We start from the raw sequence: 19,145 nt of genomic DNA on the forward strand, positions 1-19,145 counted from the left end.
GCTGCCATGTTTCGCTACTTCGAGACCCTGGTGAATCCCTATCCCCCGGAGGAGGCCGGCACGCCTCCCCGCGGGCTCTTCGCCTTTATCCTGCACTTTTCGCGGCCGGTGCTGCCCCTGCTGCTCGCCATGTCGTTGTTCACCGCCCTGGTCTCCGCCGCCGAAGTGATCTTCTTCGGCTATATGGGCGAGCTGGTGGACTGGCTGGCCGACGCCGAACGCGAGGGCTTCTTCGCCGACTACGGCTGGCGCCTGGCCGGCATGGCGGCGCTGGTGGTGGTGGGCCTGCCGCTGCTGACCCTGCTGCAAGCCCTGGTGACTCACCAGGGCATCTTCGGCAACTACCCGATGATCGGCCGCTGGCTGGCCCATCGCCATATGCTGGGGCAGAGCCTGGCCTTCTATCAGGACGAGTTCGCCGGCCGGGTCTCCCAGAAGGTGATGCAGACGGCCCTGGCGATCCGCGAGACGGTGATGAAGCTGATGGACCTGATGGTCTATGTGCTCGTCTACTTCGCCGGCGCCATGCTGCTGATGGGTCAGGCCGAGCCCTGGCTGATGCTGCCGCTGGTGCTCTGGTTGGTCGGCTATATCGCCATCATGTGGATCTTCGTGCCGCGGCTGCGGGCGGTGTCCATGGCCCAGGCCGATGCCCGGGCGGTGATGACCGGCCGCATCGTCGACAGCTACAGCAACATCCAGACCATCAAGCTGTTCGCCGACACCCGTCGCGAGCAGGCCTATGCCCGCGACGCCATGGAGGGCTTCATGGCCACCGTGCATCGCCAGATGCGCCTGGCCACCGGGCTCACCGTGAGCCTGACCCTGCTCAACTCCCTGCTGCTGGCCGGGGTCGGGGTCATGGCCATCGGCGCCTGGTACCTGGAGGCGGTGTCGCTGGGCATCATCGCCGTGGCCATCGCCCTGGTGATGCGTATCCGCTTCATGTCCAACTGGATCCTCTGGGAGGTGGCCGGGCTGTTCGAGAACATCGGCACGGTGCAGGACGGCATCAATACCATCGCCCGGGAGCCGGCGGTCAAGGACGCGCCCGGGGCCACCGAGCTCGAGGTGCCGCGCGGCGAGATCCGTTTCGAGGCGTTGCGCTTCGGTTATGCGCGTCCCGATGGCGAGGGGGTACGGGTCTTCGACGGCCTCGACCTGAGCATCGCCCCCGGCGAGAAGGTGGGGCTGATCGGTCGCTCCGGGGCCGGCAAGTCGACGCTGGCCAACCTGCTGCTGCGCTTCTACGACCTGGAGGGCGGACGCATCCTGATCGACGGTCAGGACATCGCTGCGGTCACCCAGGAGTCGCTGCGCCAGCGAATCGGCATGGTCACCCAGGACACCTCGCTGCTGCATCGCTCGGTGCGCGACAATATCCGCTACGGCAGTCCCGAGGCCAGCGAGGCGGCGATCGAGGAAGCGGTGCGCCGCGCCCATGCCGACGCCTTTATCGATGAGCTGGTGGACCTCAAGGGGCGCCGCGGCCTGGATGCCCATGTCGGCGAGCGGGGCGTCAAGCTCTCCGGTGGCCAGCGCCAGCGCATCGCCATCGCCCGGGTGCTGCTCAAGAACGCGCCCATCCTGGTGCTCGACGAGGCCACCTCGGCGCTGGATTCCGAGGTGGAGGCGGCGATCCAGGAGCAGCTCTACACGCTGATGGAGGGCAAGACGGTGATCGCCATCGCCCACCGGCTCTCCACCATCGCCATGCTCGACCGCCTGGTGGTGATCGACGAGGGGCGCATCGTCGAGACCGGCACCCACCAGGAACTGCTGGCCCGGGATGGCCTCTACGCCGCCCTGTGGCGGCGCCAGTCCGGCGGCTTCCTGGGGCTGGATATCAATGGCGAGGCGGCCGAGCCGGCGGCAGGGGCCACGGCACAGGCCGAGACCTAGATGCCGGCCCACCATTGATAGCCACGATCCTCCCAGTACCCCCCTCGGCCACGGCCGAGGGAGGCGAAGCTCTCCACCAGCTCGACGCGCATCACGTACTTGGCCATCTTGTAGCCGAGCTGGCGTTCCGCCCGCAGCCGCAGCGGGGCGCCGTTGGCGATGGGCAGGTCGGCGCCGTTCAGGTCGTAGGCCAGCAGCGTCTGCGGGTGATAGGCCTCGAGCATGTCCAGGCTCTCGTAGTAGGGATCGCCGCCGCGGTAGCGGTCCGCGCAATGAAAGACCACGAAGCGTGCCTCGTCGCGGACGCCCGCCCGGGCGAGCAGGTCGCCGAGCACCACCCCCGTCCACTGGCCGATGCAGCTCCAGCCCTCGACGCAGTCGTGTCGGGTGATCTGGGTCCGCGACGGCATGGCCTTGAGCTCGGCCAGCGACAGGGAGAGGGGCGTCTCGACCAGGCCGTCGATGGTCAGGCGCCAGTCACGGAAGCCATCGGCCGCCAGGCGCCGGTACGTCGCGTCGTCGGGGTTGGTGGTGCCGTTGGCGCGAAAGGTCGGGGCGATATCGGCGGGTGAGTACTCCCGGGCCAGGGCCTGGCGGGACGCCAGCAGGCGCTGGACGCCCTGGGTCAGGGCGCTGCCGGTGTCGAACACCTGGCGCATGGCGTCGCTGCGCGTCAGCCGGTCGCAGCCGGCCAGCAGCAGGGTGCCGCCGGCCAGGGCCGCGCGGGTCAGGAAGCGGCGGCGGCGGAGATCGGTCGGTCTAGGTGTCCTGTTCATCGCGAGCCTCCTCGCTGGGGTCGGGGATAGAATCGGGGGGAAGCACGTAGCGCCCGGTGATCATCGAGCGCAGGTTGTTGACGACGCCGGAGACCAGCACCAGGGCGACATGGATCAGGAAGAACCCGACCAGGGCCAGGGCGCACAGGAAGTGCAGGGTGCGCGCGCTCTGGCGACCGCCGAAGACATCCAGCAGCCAGGGCCAGGCGGCATCCAGGGTCGGCGACATGGTCAGGCCGGTGAGCACCACCAGCGGGAGAATGACGAACAGCACCAGCAGGTAGGCCAGTTTCTGCAGCAGGTTGTAGTGACGGGCTTCCTCGCCAGTGGGGAAGCGTAGCCGCAGGTGCTCGCCCAGGGTCTGGCCGAGGCGTCGCCACTCGTCACGGCGTGGCAGCAGGTGCCGGCGCAGGTGGCCGCCGATCACCAAGTAGAGCAGATAGGCGATCAGCAGGGGCGCGAAGAGCCAGCCGGCCAGGAAGTGCCACTGGCGTCCCGCCGACAGCCAGCGCGGACCGGGCAGGGTGGCCCAGGCCGGGAAGGCGCGTCGCTCGCGGGCGTCGACGGGACCGGAGATGCCCAGCACCCCGGTGGTGTCGAAGCGGTAGCCGCCGAGTTGGGTGATGCCGCGCCATTCGCCCTCCTCGTTGCGTATGGCTCGGATCGACAGGGCCGGGGCGTCGAAACTCGAGTCCTTGCCCCAGTACAGCGCCGGGTGGGCATTGAAGATCTGCAGGCCGCTCATCAGCAGTACGATCAGGCAAATGACGTTCACCCAGTGCCAGAGGCGCGTAAAGCGCGTATGCCGCCGGATAACGGTCGGCGCCGGGTCGCCATCGCGGGTGGCGGGCCGGGTGAAGACGGTCGGGAATCGCATGAATCACCTCCCGGGGAGAGGTCGGCCGATGCCCTTCACATAAGCCTTGCGCGAAGTGCTCAGGCGAGAGGCACCGACCGACGGGGCCGAGCCTCACATGGCGTCGTCGCTTTCCATCATGGCGTCGTCTTCCTCCATCATGGCGTCGCCCTCCTCATGCATGGCGTCGTCTTCCTCCATCATGGAATCTTCCTCCATCATGGCGTCGCCCTCCTCGTGCATGGCGCCCTCTTCCATCATGGTGCTCTCCTCCATCATCTCGTCGCCGGCCATGGGGGCGTCCGCCAGGGCGACGCCCGGCAGCAGCAGGGCACCACCGAGCAGGGCGGCGAACAGGGCGGTCTTGAAGGGCTTGGGCTCAAGGGTTTTAAGCGTGTGCATCGTCGGATCCTCCGTTCGGGAATCGGCCGCCGGCGGATTGCCGATCGGCAAGGGCTAGGCTAGCCGGGCGCCGGGGGCGATTCCTCACGGAAGCGTCACGTGGGCGATCGGGTTTCGTGATAGTTTCGAGAGGGTTTCGTGATGCAGCCCAGCGGGCCGCCCGTTAGGGTGTCAGGGTGAGAAGAGCGGCCTAGGCAGGAGTCTGGCGATGAGCTATCGAATCCTCTGTGTCGAGGACAATCCCGAGATCGGCAAGCTGCTCACCGAGTCGTTGGCGACGGCGGGCTATGCCTGCGACTGGGTGCGCGACGGCGAGGCGGCCCTGGCGCTGCTCGGCGCCGAGGCCGCGGGCGTTCGCTATGATCTGGTGACGCTGGACCTGATGCTGCCCGGGGTCGACGGCCTGGAGGTGTGCCGCCGCCTGCGCCGGCAGGACAACCAGACGCCGGTGCTGATGGTCACCGCCAAGGCGGCGATCCGCGACGTGGTGGTGGGGCTCGAGATCGGGGCCGACGACTATGTCACCAAGCCCTTCGCCATGCCGATCCTGCTGGCGCGGATCCAGGCCCTGTTGCGCCGTGGCCAGCGCCAGGTGCCCAACGACGACGGCATCGTCGCCACGCCGCCGCTGGTCTGCGGCCCCCTGGTCATCGATACCGACCGGCACCGGGTCCTCCTCGATGACCGGCCGATCCAGCTCACCGGCAAGGAATTCGCGCTGCTCTCGCTGTTCGCTCGTCATCCCGGACGCAGCTTCAGCCGCGGCGAGCTGCTCGATCACGTCTGGGGCGAGGAATTCGACGGCTACGACCACACCGTGAACACCCATATCAACCGCCTGCGCAACAAGATTGAGGCCGACCCGGCCAGGCCGCGCTTCATCCAGACCGTCTGGGGGGTGGGCTATCGTTTCGCCGAGACGCCGGAGTGCCAGGCCCCGCCCGCCCCCGGCGAGGACTCATGAGCGGCCTGCTGCGCCGTTGCGGGCGGCTGGGCCGCAGCCTCTATGCGCGCATTGCGCTGGTCTACCTGACCAGCCTGCTGCTGCTCTGCGTGGCCACCGCCTGGATCGCCATCAGCCAGTTCGACCAGCTCGGTCGCGAGCTCCAGCAGCGCCTGGAGGTCGACCTCGCCGACAACCTCGCCCGAGTCATGCAGCCGGCGCTGCGCCAGGGCCTCGATAGCCCCGCCGCCCGGGACATGGCCCGGCATATCGTCTCGATCAACCCCTCGCTGTCGCTCTATGTGCTCGACGAAGGGGGGCGGGTGATCGCCGATTACGCCGAGCCGGCCTGCGGCCTGGGACGACGGGTGGACCCCCAGGCGCTGGAGACCCTGCTGGGCGACGAGCCGATGCTGCCGGTGCTGGCGCTGTCGCCCTGCGGACGGCAGCCCGGGGTGTTCTCCGTGGCGCGCCTTCGCCTCGGCGAGCCGGACGGCGCCGGTGGCCCCCCGGGTTATCTGTATGTCGACCTGGACAACGCCAGCTATGCCTCGATGGTGGCCATGGTGCGTACCAGTTCCATCCTCCGCACCCTGGTGGCCGCCGGCCTGATGGCGCTGCTGGTGTCCGGGGGCTTCGGCCTGGTGTGGTTCGCACTGTTGACCCGGCGCTTCTCGCGCTTGACCGCGGCGGTGCAGCGCTTCGCCGACGGGGACCATGGCCAGCGCATCGCCACCCCCGGCGACGACGAGCTGGGTCGCCTGGCCCGCGCCTTCAACGACATGGCCGGGACCATCGAGGCCCAGCTCCGGGCACTGCAGGAGACCGACCATCAGCGCCGGGAACTGGTCGCCAACCTGTCCCATGACTTCCGCACCCCGCTGACCTCGCTGCGCGGCTATGCCGAACAGTTGCTGAGGGCGGAGAGCGTCGACGAGGAGCGCCGGCGGATGCTGACGGCGATCCTCGACAATACCGACCGCCTGACCCGCCTGGCCCAGCAGCTCTCGACCCTGGCACGCCTGGATGCCTACGACAAGCCGCTGCGACGCGAGCCCTTCTCGCTGGCCGAACTGGCCCACGACATCGTCGGCAAGTTCCAGCACCAGGCCCGCCAGGCCGGCGTCTCGCTGACGGTGGACTGTGACCCGGCCTTGCCCCGGGTCGATGCCGACCTGGGGCTGATCGACCGGGTGCTGTCCAACCTGATCGACAATGCCCTGCGTGCCACGCCGGCCGGGGGCCGGGTACGCATCGTAGCCGGCACTCGGCCGGAGGGCGTGCGGCTGGCGGTCATCGACGGCGGCGTGGGTATCGCCGAAGACGAACTGCCCCTGGTGACCCAGCGCTTCTACCGCACCCGGGCCAGCCTCGTCAGGGGCGACGGCTCGGGGCTGGGACTGTCGATCGTGCGCGAGATCTGCGAGCGCCACGGCGCGGCATGGAAGATCGACAGCACCCCGGGTGAAGGCACCGAGGTCAGCGTTATCCTGCCCTACGCCTGAGGAGGAACGGTTCAAGTCGTCTCGTCGGACATCTCGATCCGGGCCGATGGCGGCCCGTCGTGGATGTCGCGCACCAGGACGGCACCGCCCCCGGTGAAGCTTACCCGGTGGGCTGAAAGGAGTCTGGGGTAACGATTGCGGAGCCTCGGTCAAGGGGAGGCGGGGGCGCCGCCGTAGACTGGGGCTATCGCCCAACCAGTCGGAGACCGTCATGTACCTCGATGCCGATCAAGTGATCCAGGCCCTGCCCTGGTCTGCCCTCGTGGAGGCCCTGGATGACGTCTTCACCCAGACGGTGCACTCGCCGGTGCGCCATCATCACCATCTCCAGGTGCCCGGCGACCCGGACGCCACCCTGCTGCTGATGCCGGCCTGGATCGAGGGCAAGTACCTCGGGGTCAAGCAGGTCAACGTCTTCCCCGGCAACAGTGCCCGGGGCCTGCCCGGCCTCACCGGCCATTACCTGCTGAGCTGCGCGCGGACCGGCCACCACCTGGCCCAGTTCGAGGCCAATGAGCTGACCGCCCGGCGCACGGCGGCCGCTTCCGCCCTGGCGGCTCGCTACCTGGCCCGCGAGGATGCCAGCGAGCTGCTGATGGTCGGCGCCGGGCGCATGGCCCGTCGGCTGATTCCGGCGCACCGGGCGATTCGGCCGATCCGGCGGGTGCGCATCTGGGACATCCGCGAGGAATCTGCCCAGGCCCTGGCGGAGGAGTTCCGCGCCGAGGGGCTCGATGCCGAGGCGGTGCCGGAGGACGGCCTGGCCGAGGCCGCCGGCCGGGCCGATATCATCAGTTGCGCCACCCTGAGTCGCGATCCGCTGATCCGGGGCGAGTGGCTGTCGCCCGGCACGCACCTGGACCTGGTCGGCAGCTTCACGCCCTTTATGCGCGAGGCCGATGACGCGGTGATGCGCCGCGGAGCGGTCTTCGTCGATACCCGTGAGGGTGCCATGAGCGAGACCGGCGACCTGATCGATCCGCTGAAGTCGGGTGTCATCCAGGTGTCCGACATCCTGGCCGACTTCCCCGACCTGTGCGGCAAGCGCCATGCCGGCCGCAGCGCGCTCGAGGATCCCCAGCAGGCCATCACGGTGTTCAAGTCGGTGGGCGCCTCGGTGGAGGACCTGGCGGCGGCCATCCTGGCCTACGAGCGCTGCGCCACGCCGTCCTGAGCGGAGGGCGGACCGCTTCAGTTCCTCGACTCCTGACACAATGACAACAGGGTGGGGCATACCCCGCCCGGGAGTGTTACGCAAGATGAAAGACGACGCCGTCCCCGAGATCCCCGTGCCGAGCCTGCCGTTGGCCTTGATTCCCATCGTGCTGACCATCGCGCTGCTCGGCGTGCAGATCTTCTACTACGACGACTTCACCCCGCATATTCCGCTGGCCATCGGCTTCGCCATCACCGCCCTGGTGGGCTGGCTGCAGGGCTATCGCTGGAAGGACATCGAGGCCGGCGCCTTCAAGGTGCTGCACGTGGCGATGCCCTCCATCGGTACCCTGATCATCGTCGGCATGCTGGTCGGCACCTGGCTCGCCAGCGGCACCGTGCCGATGCTGATCTATCTGGGCCTCGAGCTGATCGACCCGAGCTGGTTCCTGGCCGCCGCCATGCTGATGTGCTCGATGGTCTCGCTGTCCATCGGCTCCTCCTGGACCACCGTCGGCACCGTGGGCCTGGCGCTGATCGGTATCGGCGATGCCTTCGGCGTGCCCATCTACTGGACCGCCGGGGCCGTGGTCTCCGGGGCCTTCTTCGGCGACAAGATCTCGCCGCTGTCCGATACCACCAACCTGACGCCGGCGGTCACCGAGACCAATATCTTCGAGCATATCCGCTACATGATGCCGACCACCGTCCCCGCCATGCTGATCGCCCTGGCGATCTACTGGGTCGTCGGCGGCGCCGAGGCCGGGGTGGGGCATTCCCTCGAGCGCATCGAGGTCATCAAGCAGGGGCTGGCCGACAACTTCGCGATGGGCGTCTGGCAACTGCTGCCGCTGGTGGTGGTCATAGGCCTGGCCTTCTTCAAGGTGGCGCCGATCCCCGCGCTGTTCACCGGGGTGATGCTGGGCGGCGGCGTCGCCATCCTGACCCAGGGGGCGTCCTTCCATGATGCCCTGACCTTCGCCCACGGTGGCTATTCCATCGCCACCGGCAGCGAGACGCTGGATAGCCTGCTCAACCGCGGCGGCGTCACCTCGATGACCTGGGTGGTGACCCTGATGATGTTCGCCCTGGCCTTCGGCGGCGCCCTGGAGCGCACCCGCTGCCTGGAAGCCATCGTCGGGACCATCATGAAGCGTCTCAAGAGCTTCCGGGGGCTGCAGACCAGCGCCATCCTGACCTCCATCACCACCAACGTGGTATCCGGTGACGTCTACCTGTCCATCGCCCTGCCGGGGCGCATGTACAAGCCCGCCTACGACCAGATGGGCTACTCGCGGCTGAACCTGGCCCGGGCCATCGAGGAGGGCGGCACCCTGGTCTCGCCGCTGGTGCCGTGGAACGCCGGCGGCGCCTTCGTGATGGGCGCGCTGGGGCTGAGCGTGGCCGCGGGTGACTTCAGCCAGCTGCTGTATATCCCGCTGGCCTTCGCCTGCTGGCTGTCGCCGGTGATCGGCATCCTCTATGCCCAGCTCGGCTGGTTCTCCCGGCGCGCCGAGCCCGAGGAGGCCGCCGATGCCCAGCCCATGCCCGCGGCGGAGGAACGCGAATGACCCGAGGTGAAGGAGGGGATCGCATCGCGGTGATCGGCGCGGGTGTCATCGGCATGACCACCGCGCTGGCCCTGCAACGCCAGGGGCATAGGGTCAGCGTGCTCGATCCCCGGGGGCCGGGGGAGGGCGCCTCCTACGGCAACGCCGGCTTCCTGGCCACCGAGCTGATCGATCCCTTGTCGACGCCGGCCACCCTGCGCAAGGCGCCACGGCTGTGGCTCGACCCCCACGGGGCCCTGGCCCTGCCGCTGCGTTACCTGCCGCGGCTGGCACCCTGGCTGATGCGCTTTATCGCCGCCGCCGGTCCCGCCCGGGTCGCCAAGGGGCGCCAGGCACTGGCGGCCCTGAACGGGGCGGCGGTGGCCGCCTGGCGGCGCTGCCTGGGCGATATCGGCGCCGAGGAGGAGTTGCTGGCCTCGGGGTATCTGCTGGTCTGGGAATCCGGGCGGGGCCGGGCGGCGGCCAAGGCGCAGATGACCCACCTGCGGCGCTGGGGATATGAGGTGGAGTGGCTCGAGGCGGCGGCGCTACGCAGGCGCGAGCCGGGACTGACGGGGGAGCTGAGCCACGGGCTCTACTTCCCCGGTGCCCATCAGGTGCGCGACCCCTATGCCCTGGTGCGGCGCCTGGCCGCGGCCTTCGAGGCCCGTGGCGGGGTGATCCGCCAGACGACGGTGGAGCGCCTCGAGCCGCGTGGCGAAGGCGTGCGGCTGCATACCGATGCGGGGGCGTGGAACACGGATCGGGTGGTGGTCGCCGCGGGGGCCTGGAGCCACCGGCTGGCCGCCGGGCTCGGCCTGTCGATCCCGCTGGAGACCGAGCGCGGCTATCACCTCACGCTGCCCCAGCGCGGCCAGGCGCTGCGTCAACCGGTGGGCTCGGCGGAGCGACGCTTCGTGATGACGCCGATGCGTTGCGGCCTGCGGGTGGTCGGTTTCACCGAGCTCGGTGGCCTGGCGTTGCCGCCGGTCGAGCGCCGCTATGCGTCGCTGCGCCATCATGCCGAGGCGCTGCTGAGCGATCCCAGCGGCCTCGATGAGGGCGCCGAGGAGTGGATGGGCTTCCGCCCGACCCTGCCCGATTCCCTGCCGGTGATCGATACCCATCCGGACTACCCGGCGGTGCACTTCGCCTTCGGCCATCAGCACCTGGGGTTGACCCAGGCGGCGATCACCGCCGAACTCGTCGGCGCCCTGGTGAGGGGGCAGCCCCCCGCGCTGGACCTCGAGCCTTATCGGGTGACGCGTTTCCAGCGCTGAAGGCGGCCACGCCGAGCCGCCCCGTTCCATCGTGGTCCGGCGTGACGCTTGCTCTTCTTTCTCGCTGGCTCTTTCTCGCTGGCGGGTGCGGGCGACCCTATGCAATCCGGCCAGGCAGGGGCGTCGCGCTGACCCCACCCGGATCCATGGCGCTCTTGCGCTCCTCACTCGGTGAATAACCCATCCTGCGCCGATAGGCCCGGGAAAAGCTCGACACCCCGGAGAAGCCCAGGTCGAAGGCGATCTCACTCACCCGGCGCGGCGTCTCGCGCAACCAGAAACGCGCCCAGAGCAAGCGACGGTTCATGACATATTGCTGCGGGGTGACGCCGAAATCGCGCAGGCAGAGCAGGTGGAGTTGGCTCTGGCTGAGATGGCAGGCATCGGCCAGCAACTGGTTGTCGGGGGGCGTCGTCAGGCGCTCGTCGATCAGGCTATCGAGCAGTGTCGCGGAGAGTCGCCCCTGGCCTCGGGTCTGCGTACTCCCCAACGCCAGTAGCTCACTGAGCTGGCTGACGAACAGGATCGCCAGTTGGTGGTTGAGGAGGGCGGACTGCGCCGTGGACTTGTCCGCCTTCAACTGGCGGGTGGCCAGCTCCACCATGGGGATCAAGGTGGGCGGCAGGCTGAGAGTCTTGGGCGTCGCGAACAGGGACTCGCGCAGCTGCAGGGTGCAGCTCTGCTCCAGTGAGGCCAGGCAGGGGTCATCGGTGTCGAGATCGATGACCAGGATCTCGCAGCTGTCGTCGCTTCCCCGGAAAAGATGACGCTCGCTGGGCGGCAGGATCGCCGCCTGGCCCAACTCGAGATGCTCTCCGCCGGGGCTGAATTCAATGTCCAGGACGCCGCGCCAGCCCAGCAGCAGTTGCGGATAGGAATGGCAATGCTCTCCCGAGTGGCGTGCAATGCGGTTGCAGCGAGCCAGGGTCTGGGACATGGGGTTTCCTCGGGCAGCAAGAGTGCGGAGTCTCGAGCAACGTCTCAGGAGTCTGGGTCAAGAGTCCGGTTGAGGCTCTGCCTAGACTGGGGGGTATCAGCAACGTTGAAACGAGGTTGGCATGAATCTCGACGCCGGGCAAGCGACCGCGGCGCTACCCCGGGAGGCCCTGAGTGGCGTCGGCGGAGGTACCGCCAAGGGCGAGATCATCCTGTTTCAGGGCATGGGCATGGCCACCGCGGAACTCGGTGTCGGCACCCTGGCGGCGTAGACGGTGGGCGCAATCCGAGTCGGGACGCCTAAGCTACATACATGGCCTTCGACAACAACGACAACCTCCGAACCGGCGCATCGACACCGTGTCTCGGGTAGCAAGGAGATCGATTATGAGCGACGTAACCAGGCGCCACCATGACACCCTGAGCGAGTCACGGGCGCGCGTCCGCGCCCACTATGCGGTCGACGAGGCCACGGTGTTGCGTGGGCTGGTCGAGCGTATCAGGCTGTCGGAGGAGGATCGCCGCAAGGTGGCCGAGGTCGGCGCCCACTATGTGGAACGCGTGCGCAAGGAGACCTCGCCCTCGATGATGGAGGCGTTCCTGGCCGAATATGGGCTCTCGACCGCCGAGGGCGTCGGCCTGATGTGTCTGGCCGAGGCGCTGCTGCGCGTACCCGACGCCGAGACCATCGACGACCTGATCCACGACAAGATCGAGCCCTCCGACTGGGGCGCGCACCTGGGCAAGTCGTCCTCCTCGATGGTCAACGCCTCGACCTGGGCGCTGATGCTGACCGGCAAGGTGCTGGACAACGATCCCAAGGGCCCGGTGCGGGCGCTGCGCGGCCTGGTGCGCCGGATGGGCGAACCGGTGGTGCGCACCGCGGTCGGTCAGTCGATGAAGGTCCTCGGCCGCCAGTTCGTGCTCGGCCAGACCATCGAGGAGGGCATGAAGCAGGCCCGCGAGCTCGAGAAGCAGGGCTACACCTATTCCTACGACATGCTGGGCGAGGCGGCGCGTACCGACGCCGATGCGGTGCGCTATCACCAGGCCTATGCCAGGGCGATCGCCGCCATCGCCAAGCAGGCCAAGGGCGACGTGCGTTCCAGTCCCGGCATCTCGGTGAAGCTCTCGGCGCTGCATCCGCGCTACGAAACCACCCACCGCGACACGGTGATGGCCGAGCTCGTGCCGCGCGCCCTGGAACTGGCGAAGCAGGCGGCCAAGGCCAATATCGGCTTCAATATCGACGCCGAGGAACAGGACCGGCTGGACCTGTCCCTCGACGTGATCGAGGCGCTGCTCTCCGACCCCGGTCTCGCCGGCTGGGACGGCTTCGGGGTCGTGGTGCAGGCCTACGGGCGCCGCGCCGCGCCGGTGATCGAGACCCTCTACGACCTCGCCGAGCGGCTCGACCGCAAGATCATGGTGCGGCTGGTGAAGGGCGCCTACTGGGACACCGAGATCAAGCTGGCCCAGGAAATGGGCGTCGAGACCTTCCCGGTCTTCACCCGCAAGGTCAACACCGATGTCAGCTACATGGCCTGCGCGCAGCTGCTGCTCGACCGGCGCGACCGCATCTATCCGCAGTTCGCCACCCACAACGCCCATACCTGCGCCGCCGTGGTGGCCATGGCGGGCGACGACAAGGACAGCTTCGAGTTCCAGCGCCTGCACGGCATGGGTGAGTCGCTGCATCAGATCGTCAAGCAGACCGAGGGCACGCGATGCCGTATCTACGCACCGGTCGGTGCGCATCGTGACCTGCTAGCCTATCTGGTGCGCCGCCTGCTGGAGAACGGGGCGAACTCCTCGTTCGTCAACCAGGTGGTGGACGACTCGATTCCCACGAGCGAGGTCGCACGCGACCCGGTAGCCGAGATGCGGCGCCTGGGCGATGCCATCGCCAGCCCATCGATCCGCCTGCCCGGCGAGCTCTTCGCCCCCGAGCGCAAGAACTCCCGCGGCTTCCGGATCAACGAACCCGCCTCGATCCTGCCGCTGCTGACGGCCCGTGAGGCCTTCGCCGACGCCACCTGGACCGCCGCGCCCATGCTGGCGGGAAGCCCGGCACCGCAGGGCCCGGCCCGCGATGCCCTGTCTCCCGCCGACGGCTCGCGCCTGGTCGGCCAGGTGCATGAGGCGACTCCGGCCGAGGTGGCGGCCGCCCTCGACGCCGCCGAGGAGGGCTACCGCGATTGGTCGGCCCGCCCGGTGGCCGAGCGCGCCGAGGTGCTGCGCCGCACCGCCGACCTCTACGAGGAGCACATCGCCGAGCTGACCGTGATCGCCACGCGTGAGGCCGGCAAGATGATGTTCGATGGCATCGCCGAGGTGCGTGAGGCGGTGGATTTCCTGCGCTACTACGCCAACGAGGGCGAGCGGCTGGAGGCGGAGGAGCCCGGCAGCCCCCGCGGCATCTTCGTCTGCATCAGCCCCTGGAACTTCCCGCTCGCCATCTTCACCGGTCAGATCGCCGCGGCGCTGGCGGCGGGCAACGCGGTGCTCGCCAAACCCGCCGAGCAGACGCCGCTGATCGCCGCCCGTGCCGTGGAACTGATGCGCGAGGCCGGCCTGCCGGAGGCGGCGCTGCAATTGCTGCCCGGCGACGGGCCGACGGTGGGCGGGCCGCTGACCAGCGATCCGCGGATCGCCGGTGTCTGCTTCACCGGCTCGACGGAGGTGGCGCAGATCATCCACAAGGCCCTGGCGCAGAATGCCGGACCGGATGCGGTGCTGATCGCCGAGACCGGTGGGCTGAATGCCATGATCGTGGACTCCACGGCACTGACCGAGCAGGCGGTACGCGACATCCTGATCTCGTCCTTCCAGTCGGCCGGCCAGCGCTGTTCGGCGCTGAGGATGCTGTATGTCCAGGAAGAGGCGTGCGAGCGGCTGCTGACGATGCTCGACGGCGCCATGGACGCCCTCACCATCGGCGATCCCTGGAACACCGATACCGACGTCTCGCCGGTGATCGACGCCGAGGCCCAGGCCGACATCGGCGCCTATGTGGCGGCGCAGAAAAAGGCTGGCAAGGTGCTGAAGACGCTGCCCGCGCCGGATGTCGGCACCTTCGTCACCCCGGCCGTGGTCGAGGTGGGGGGTATCGAGGATCTCGAGCGCGAGATCTTCGGCCCGATCCTGCATCTGGCCACCTTCAAGGCACGGGACATCGACAGGGTGGTCGACGCGATCAATGAGCGGGGGTACGGCCTGACCTTCGGCCTGCACACCCGCATCGACGACCGCGTGCAGCAGATCGTCGAGCGCGTGCATGTCGGCAATATCTACGTCAACCGCAACCAGATCGGCGCCATCGTCGGCTCCCAGCCCTTCGGCGGCGAGGGCCTCTCGGGCACCGGGCCCAAGGCCGGCGGCCCGCTCTACGTCACCCGCTTCCGCCGCACCGCCGCCGCCGAGCATCACGAGGCGCCCCAGGGCGAGGCCGTGACCCTCGGCGATCTCCAGTCGGCCCTCGACGGTCTTGACGCACGCAACTGGGCGGCGCGACCCGATCGGGTCGAGGTGCTGCGCAAGGCGCTCTCCGGCAAGAGTGGCCTGACCCGCAAGGCGCTCAACGAGACCGCGGCCCTGGACCTGACGCCGCAGACGCTGCCGGGACCGACGGGGGAAAGCAACCGCCTGTCGATGTATCCGAAGGGACCGGTACTCTGCCTCGGGCCCACCCTCGATATCGCCCTTGCCCAGGCGGCGCAGGCGCTCGGCGCGGGCTGTGCGGCGGTGCTCGTCGCGCCAGACGCGAAGCAGTCCGTGCGGCCGCTGATCGAGGCCGGGGCGCCCGTCGCCGCGCTCGACGGCAGCGTCTCGGCCGAGACGCTGAGCGCGGTCCAGGGCATCGCGGCGGTGGCCGCCGCCGGCGCCAGCGACTGGACCCGCGAACTGCGCCTCGCACTCGCCGAGCGCGACGGCCCCATCGTGTCGCTCGAGACCCAGGCCATCGCGCCGGAACGCTATGTACTGGAACGCCATCTGTGCATCGACACCACCGCCGCGGGCGGCAACGCCAGCCTGCTGGCGACGGCCGAGTGACCGAGCCGGGGCGGCCCGAGGCGGTCGCCCCGGCTCCGGACTCTTATCGTTTATTATTCTGTACGAGCATGGGATAAAGTTGACATGAGGTGAGGCCATGACTCACCGCTGCCGGGCGATCCCTCCGGCGTTGAATCCGATGGCGCCGGCCGGTTGGACCTAGCCTGAATGATTCGAGATCGCCCCACATAGAGAGACCGCCATGTCCTACTTCACGATTGCCGGGGTCCAGATGCACGCCCTGCACCACGGCGATAATACCGAGGCCATGCGCCACCGGGTCGACGTGCTGATGAGCCGCTTCCCCCAGGTACAGATGGTGCTGTTCAGCGAGCTGATGCCCATGGGGGCCTCGCCCCACCACGCCCAGCCCCTGCCCAGCAATGCCGAGGCGATGTTCTGTCAACTGGCCGAAAAGCATCGCATCTGGCTGATTCCCGGCTCGATGTTCGAGCAAGTGGAAGGCGCCACCTACAATACCCTCTCGGTGATCAACCCCCAGGGTCAGGTGGTGGCACGCTATCGCAAGATGTTCCCCTTCCGTCCCTACGAGGCCGGCGTGGAAAGCGGTAGCGAGTTCGTCACCTTCGACGTGCCCAACGTCGGCCGCTTCGGGGTCTCCATCTGCTACGACATGTGGTTCCCCGAGACCACCCGCACGCTCGCCGCCATGGGCGCCGAGGTGATCCTGCACCCCACCATGACCGATACCATCGACCGCGATATCGAGCTGGCCATCGCCCGCACCAATGCCGCGGTCAACCAGTGCTACTTCTTCGACATCAACGGCGCCGGCGCCATCGGCAACGGCCGCTCCATCGTGGTGGGGCCCTCCGGCGACGTCATCCACCAGGCCGGCACCGGCGAGGAGATCATGCCCATCGAGGTGGATCTCAATCGGGTGCGTCGCGAGCGCGAGACCGGCCTGCGCGGTCTCGGTCAACCGCTCAAGAGCTTCCGCGACCGGCGCGTCGATTTCTCGGTGTACCGAACCGAGAACGGCACGCCGCCCTTCCTCGACACCCTGGGGCCGCTCGCCAAGCCACAGCGCATCGATATCGAGGACTACTGACTCGCCATGGACAGGCGCCCACGGAACCACGGAATGAGGACTTCCCATGCTGACCCGAATCCTTGATGCCCTGCGTCGCCTGTTTGCCCCGTCCACGGCCGCCGGTTCCGCCGGCGCGTCCTCGTCCGAAGGGCCCGCCTCCGCCGAGGGAATAGGGGCCCCAGCCGACACTCAGGGAGTGACAACAATGACCAAGATCACCTCCATCGCTGACGTCCGCCGCCATTTCCGCAACAACAAGGAGCCCATCTACTTTATCTCGGCCACCAACTTCAACCTGCTCGGTATCGGTGACTGGGTGGGCGCTTTCCGCCATATCAACTACATCGACTGCTTCGAGGGGCGCCAGCGCAACGTCTTCGTGCCCCGGGAGAAGTTCCCCCGCGACTTCGAGAGCATTGAGGACATCAACAACTACCTGCTCGAGCACAAGGAGGTCATCGACTTCATCCAATCCCGGGCCGACGGCGACAACGCCGGCGTGGCCACCTTCCTGATGTTCGACGAGCACACCGAGGAAGTCTGCGAGCAGTTGGGGCTGCGCGTCGCCTTCCCGCCGGCGGCGCTGCGCTCGCGGATGGACAATAAGATCGAGACGGTGCGCATCGGCAACAAGGCCGGCGTGCCCAGCGTGCCCAATGTGCTGGCCAGGGTGGGCAGCTACCAGGAACTCTGCGAGGTGAGCCAGGAGCTTGGCAGTGATCTGGTGGTGCAGACCGCCTTCGGCGATTCCGGCCATACCACCTTCTTCATCGCCAGCGAGGACGACTACTACAAGCATGCCGAGGAGATCGAGGCCGAGCCCGAGGTCAAGATCATGAAGCGCATCAACTGCCGCGGCTCGGCCATCGAGGCCTGTGCCACCCGCTGCGGCACCGTGGTGGGGCCGCTGATGACCGAACTGGTGGGCTTCAAGTCGCTGACCCCCTACAAGGGCGGCTGGTGCGGCAACGAGATGTTCGCCGGGGCCTTCACCCAGGAGGTCCGCGACAAGGCCCGCGAGTACACCTTCAAGTTCGGCGAGGCGCTGCGCGAGGAGGGCTACCGGGGCTACTTCGAGCTCGATTTCCTGATCGACATGGATACCCATGAGGTCTACCTGGGCGAGCTCAACCCGCGGGTCACCGGCGCCAGCTCGCTAACCAACGTGGCGGCCTTCGCCCACTCCGACATCCCGCTGTTCCTCTTCCACCTGCTGGAGTTCTCCGAGCTCGACTTCGACCTGGATATCGACGAGATCAACGAGCGCTGGTCGCACCCCGACAGCGTCGACAGCTGGAGCCAGCTGGTGATCAAGCACACCGACGAGAGCGTCGACCTGCTCACCGCGGCGCCGGCGTCCGGCGTCTGGCGGATGAACGACGACGGCAGCATCGGCTATGACCACTACAGCTATCATCCCCACGCCGCCGAGAACGACAAGGAGGCCTTCTTCCTGCGTATCAGTGGTACCGGCGACTTCCGCTACGAGGGCGCCGACCTCGGCATCCTGATTACCCGCGGGCGCTTGATGGACGACGATTTCCGGCTCACCGAGCGGGCCCGCGCCTGGATCGACGGCATTCGCGGCCAGTACGCCGGCCAGTCGCTGCAGGACCCGGTGGTGCAAGAGGTCGCCGTGAGCCACGCCGTCGGCGGCGGTAACTTCAAGATTCTCTGAGTGGGGGTGCGGCCCCGCCGCCCGGGGGTGGCGGGGCGGAGAACGCCATGGACAAGACGCTGGTTTTTCGCACCGTGCACGAGGAGGCGCCGGGCCCGAAGTGGCAGTCGTTATTCGACTACCACTGGCCGGCCTACGAGCGGTGGTACCTGAGCGAGGGCGAGCGCGAGCGGCCGGGGTATCTGGCCTGCTACAACGCCCTGCGCCGTCATATGCCGGAGCTGCTGGACACCTATCGAACGCTCTGCGAGTTGGCCGGTGGCGGGGATCTCAGCTCGCGACTGCTCAGCCTCTATCGTCCGCCGGCCTATATTACCGGCTGCTCCCAGGCGGTGCTGGCCCGGCCGGGGGCGACGGTACTGGCGCGCAACTATGACTACCCGCCGGAGCTGTGCGAGGGCAGCATCCTGCATACCTGCTGGAACGGCCGGCGGGTGATCGCCATGTCCGACTGCCTGTGGGGTGTGCTCGACGGCATGAACGACCGGGGGCTCGCCGTGTCGCTGGCCTTCGGCGGGCGCAAGGTGGTCGGTGACGGCTTCGGCGCGCCGATCATCCTGCGCTATATCCTGGAGTTCTGCGACAGCGTGCCCCAGGCCGCCGAGGTACTGGCCCGGGTGCCGACCCATATGGCCTACAACATCACCGTGGCCGACAGCGCCGGGCGCTACGTCACGGCGATGATCGCCCCGGATCACCGCGCCAGCATTCGGCGGGTGCCGGTGGCCACCAACCACCAGAAGAAGATCGAGTGGTATGCCCATGCCCTGGCCTCGGAGACGCTGATTCGCGAGCGCCAGCTGTCGATCCTGGTCAACGATGCGGCGACCACCGAGGAGCGCCTGGTCTCGGCCTTCTTCTCGCCGCCGCTGTTCCGGCATGACTACGGCCGCGGCCTGGGCACGGTCTATACCGCCGTCTACCGGCCCGTGGCGGGGCGCGCCCAGTTCCACTGGCCGGGCCTGCACCTGGACCTGACCTTCGACGACTTCCCCGAGGAACGGATCACCGTGCGCTATGGCACGCGCGAATTCTATCCCGGCTGAGCCCGAGCA

Annotated in this window: 15 protein-coding genes; 11 read left to right on the top strand and 4 right to left on the bottom strand. The window is 68.3% G+C overall.

All coding sequences use genetic code 11. From position 1 onward, the window contains the following. Window positions 1-6 precede the first annotated feature (6 nt). The gene (locus tag ACZ5EF_RS02245; protein WP_346062678.1) at window positions 7-1,902 is read left to right on the top strand and encodes an ABC transporter ATP-binding protein; all 1,896 of its coding nucleotides are present in this window, start codon (window positions 7-9) and stop codon (window positions 1,900-1,902) included. Here ACZ5EF_RS02245 and ACZ5EF_RS02250 read toward each other — a convergent pair. The 3 genes from ACZ5EF_RS02250 to ACZ5EF_RS02260 all read right to left on the bottom strand — a co-directional run bounded on the left by ACZ5EF_RS02250 (window position 1,899) and on the right by ACZ5EF_RS02260 (window position 3,936). Then, entirely contained in the window at window positions 1,899-2,678 is a 780-nt protein-coding gene (locus tag ACZ5EF_RS02250) for a molybdopterin-binding protein (RefSeq protein WP_346062677.1), read from the bottom strand. The genes ACZ5EF_RS02245 and ACZ5EF_RS02250 overlap by 4 nt on opposite strands. After that, window positions 2,662-3,555, bottom strand: a complete 894-nt coding sequence (locus tag ACZ5EF_RS02255) for a cytochrome b/b6 domain-containing protein (protein WP_346062676.1) — start codon at window positions 3,553-3,555, stop codon at window positions 2,662-2,664. Before ACZ5EF_RS02255 ends, ACZ5EF_RS02250 begins: the two co-directional genes overlap by 17 nt. Window positions 3,556-3,648: 93 nt before the next feature. Continuing rightward, on the bottom strand, window positions 3,649-3,936 hold the full coding sequence (locus ACZ5EF_RS02260) for a hypothetical protein (protein WP_346062675.1): 288 nt from the start codon (window positions 3,934-3,936) through the stop codon (window positions 3,649-3,651). A gap of 208 nt (window positions 3,937-4,144) precedes the next feature. On the opposite strand from ACZ5EF_RS02260, the gene ACZ5EF_RS02265 reads away from it, so the two are divergent. The 5 genes from ACZ5EF_RS02265 (at window position 4,145) to ACZ5EF_RS02285 (ending at window position 10,369) form a co-directional block, all read left to right on the top strand. After that, window positions 4,145-4,900, top strand: coding sequence for a response regulator transcription factor (locus ACZ5EF_RS02265; RefSeq protein ID WP_346062674.1), 756 nt, complete (start codon window positions 4,145-4,147; stop codon window positions 4,898-4,900). After that, on the top strand, window positions 4,897-6,384 hold the full coding sequence (locus ACZ5EF_RS02270) for a sensor histidine kinase (RefSeq protein ID WP_346062673.1): 1,488 nt from the start codon (window positions 4,897-4,899) through the stop codon (window positions 6,382-6,384). The genes ACZ5EF_RS02265 and ACZ5EF_RS02270 overlap by 4 nt, the downstream gene beginning before the upstream one ends. Before the next feature lie 211 nt (window positions 6,385-6,595). Then, a complete protein-coding gene (gene lhpI, locus ACZ5EF_RS02275) occupies window positions 6,596-7,558 on the top strand; it encodes a bifunctional Delta(1)-pyrroline-2-carboxylate/Delta(1)-piperideine-2-carboxylate reductase (RefSeq protein ID WP_346062672.1) in 963 nt (320 codons plus the stop codon). A gap of 85 nt (window positions 7,559-7,643) precedes the next feature. Further along, complete coding sequence (gene nhaC / locus ACZ5EF_RS02280; protein WP_346062671.1) at window positions 7,644-9,110, top strand: Na+/H+ antiporter NhaC; 1,467 nt, start codon at window positions 7,644-7,646, stop codon at window positions 9,108-9,110. Further along, window positions 9,107-10,369, top strand: a complete 1,263-nt coding sequence (locus tag ACZ5EF_RS02285; protein WP_346062670.1) for an NAD(P)/FAD-dependent oxidoreductase — start codon at window positions 9,107-9,109, stop codon at window positions 10,367-10,369. Before nhaC ends, ACZ5EF_RS02285 begins: the two co-directional genes overlap by 4 nt. A gap of 97 nt (window positions 10,370-10,466) precedes the next feature. Here ACZ5EF_RS02285 and ACZ5EF_RS02290 read toward each other — a convergent pair whose 3' ends face one another. Continuing rightward, window positions 10,467-11,306: a helix-turn-helix transcriptional regulator gene (locus ACZ5EF_RS02290; RefSeq protein WP_346062669.1), complete on the bottom strand. Its 840-nt coding sequence runs from the start codon at window positions 11,304-11,306 to the stop codon at window positions 10,467-10,469. A gap of 121 nt (window positions 11,307-11,427) precedes the next feature. On the opposite strand from ACZ5EF_RS02290, the gene ACZ5EF_RS02295 reads away from it, so the two are divergent. The 5 genes from ACZ5EF_RS02295 (at window position 11,428) to ACZ5EF_RS02315 (ending at window position 19,136) form a co-directional block, all read left to right on the top strand. Next, window positions 11,428-11,577, top strand: a complete 150-nt coding sequence (locus ACZ5EF_RS02295) for a hypothetical protein (protein ID WP_346062668.1) — start codon at window positions 11,428-11,430, stop codon at window positions 11,575-11,577. Between the two features lie 115 nt (window positions 11,578-11,692). Further along, window positions 11,693-15,358, top strand: coding sequence for a bifunctional proline dehydrogenase/L-glutamate gamma-semialdehyde dehydrogenase PutA (putA, locus tag ACZ5EF_RS02300; protein ID WP_346062667.1), 3,666 nt, complete (start codon window positions 11,693-11,695; stop codon window positions 15,356-15,358). A 202-nt stretch (window positions 15,359-15,560) separates the two neighbouring features. After that, on the top strand, window positions 15,561-16,430 hold the full coding sequence (locus ACZ5EF_RS02305; protein WP_346062666.1) for a carbon-nitrogen hydrolase family protein: 870 nt from the start codon (window positions 15,561-15,563) through the stop codon (window positions 16,428-16,430). A gap of 187 nt (window positions 16,431-16,617) precedes the next feature. Next, window positions 16,618-18,090 (top strand): biotin carboxylase, encoded by a 1,473-nt coding sequence (locus tag ACZ5EF_RS02310; RefSeq protein ID WP_346062665.1) that lies wholly within the window; start codon window positions 16,618-16,620, stop codon window positions 18,088-18,090. Window positions 18,091-18,137: 47 nt separating this feature from the next. After that, window positions 18,138-19,136 carry a C45 family peptidase gene (locus ACZ5EF_RS02315; RefSeq protein ID WP_346062664.1) on the top strand — a complete coding sequence of 333 codons (999 nt, stop codon included), beginning with the start codon at window positions 18,138-18,140 and terminating at the stop codon, window positions 19,134-19,136. The last annotated feature ends 9 nt before the right edge of the window (window positions 19,137-19,145 follow it).

The sequence above is a fragment of the Bisbaumannia salifodinae genome, from assembly GCF_055388505.1.

Bases quoted from the DNA above. Each gene is read 5' to 3' on its own strand.
- ACZ5EF_RS02295 (WP_346062668.1), top strand. From the start codon at position 11,428: ATGAATCTCGACGCCGGGCAAGCGACCGCGGCGCTACCCCGGGAGGCC.
- ACZ5EF_RS02305 (WP_346062666.1), top strand. From the start codon at position 15,561: ATGTCCTACTTCACGATTGCCGGGGTCCAGATGCACGCCCTGCACCAC.
- ACZ5EF_RS02285 (WP_346062670.1), top strand. From the start codon at position 9,107: ATGACCCGAGGTGAAGGAGGGGATCGCATCGCGGTGATCGGCGCGGGT.
- ACZ5EF_RS02310 (WP_346062665.1), top strand. From the start codon at position 16,618: ATGACCAAGATCACCTCCATCGCTGACGTCCGCCGCCATTTCCGCAAC.
- ACZ5EF_RS02315 (WP_346062664.1), top strand. From the start codon at position 18,138: ATGGACAAGACGCTGGTTTTTCGCACCGTGCACGAGGAGGCGCCGGGC.
- ACZ5EF_RS02290 (WP_346062669.1), bottom strand. From the start codon at position 11,306: ATGTCCCAGACCCTGGCTCGCTGCAACCGCATTGCACGCCACTCGGGA.
- nhaC (WP_346062671.1), top strand. From the start codon at position 7,644: ATGAAAGACGACGCCGTCCCCGAGATCCCCGTGCCGAGCCTGCCGTTG.
- lhpI (WP_346062672.1), top strand. From the start codon at position 6,596: ATGTACCTCGATGCCGATCAAGTGATCCAGGCCCTGCCCTGGTCTGCC.
- ACZ5EF_RS02255 (WP_346062676.1), bottom strand. From the start codon at position 3,555: ATGCGATTCCCGACCGTCTTCACCCGGCCCGCCACCCGCGATGGCGAC.
- ACZ5EF_RS02260 (WP_346062675.1), bottom strand. From the start codon at position 3,936: ATGCACACGCTTAAAACCCTTGAGCCCAAGCCCTTCAAGACCGCCCTG.
- ACZ5EF_RS02250 (WP_346062677.1), bottom strand. From the start codon at position 2,678: ATGAACAGGACACCTAGACCGACCGATCTCCGCCGCCGCCGCTTCCTG.
- putA (WP_346062667.1), top strand. From the start codon at position 11,693: ATGAGCGACGTAACCAGGCGCCACCATGACACCCTGAGCGAGTCACGG.
- ACZ5EF_RS02265 (WP_346062674.1), top strand. From the start codon at position 4,145: ATGAGCTATCGAATCCTCTGTGTCGAGGACAATCCCGAGATCGGCAAG.
- ACZ5EF_RS02270 (WP_346062673.1), top strand. From the start codon at position 4,897: ATGAGCGGCCTGCTGCGCCGTTGCGGGCGGCTGGGCCGCAGCCTCTAT.
- ACZ5EF_RS02245 (WP_346062678.1), top strand. From the start codon at position 7: ATGTTTCGCTACTTCGAGACCCTGGTGAATCCCTATCCCCCGGAGGAG.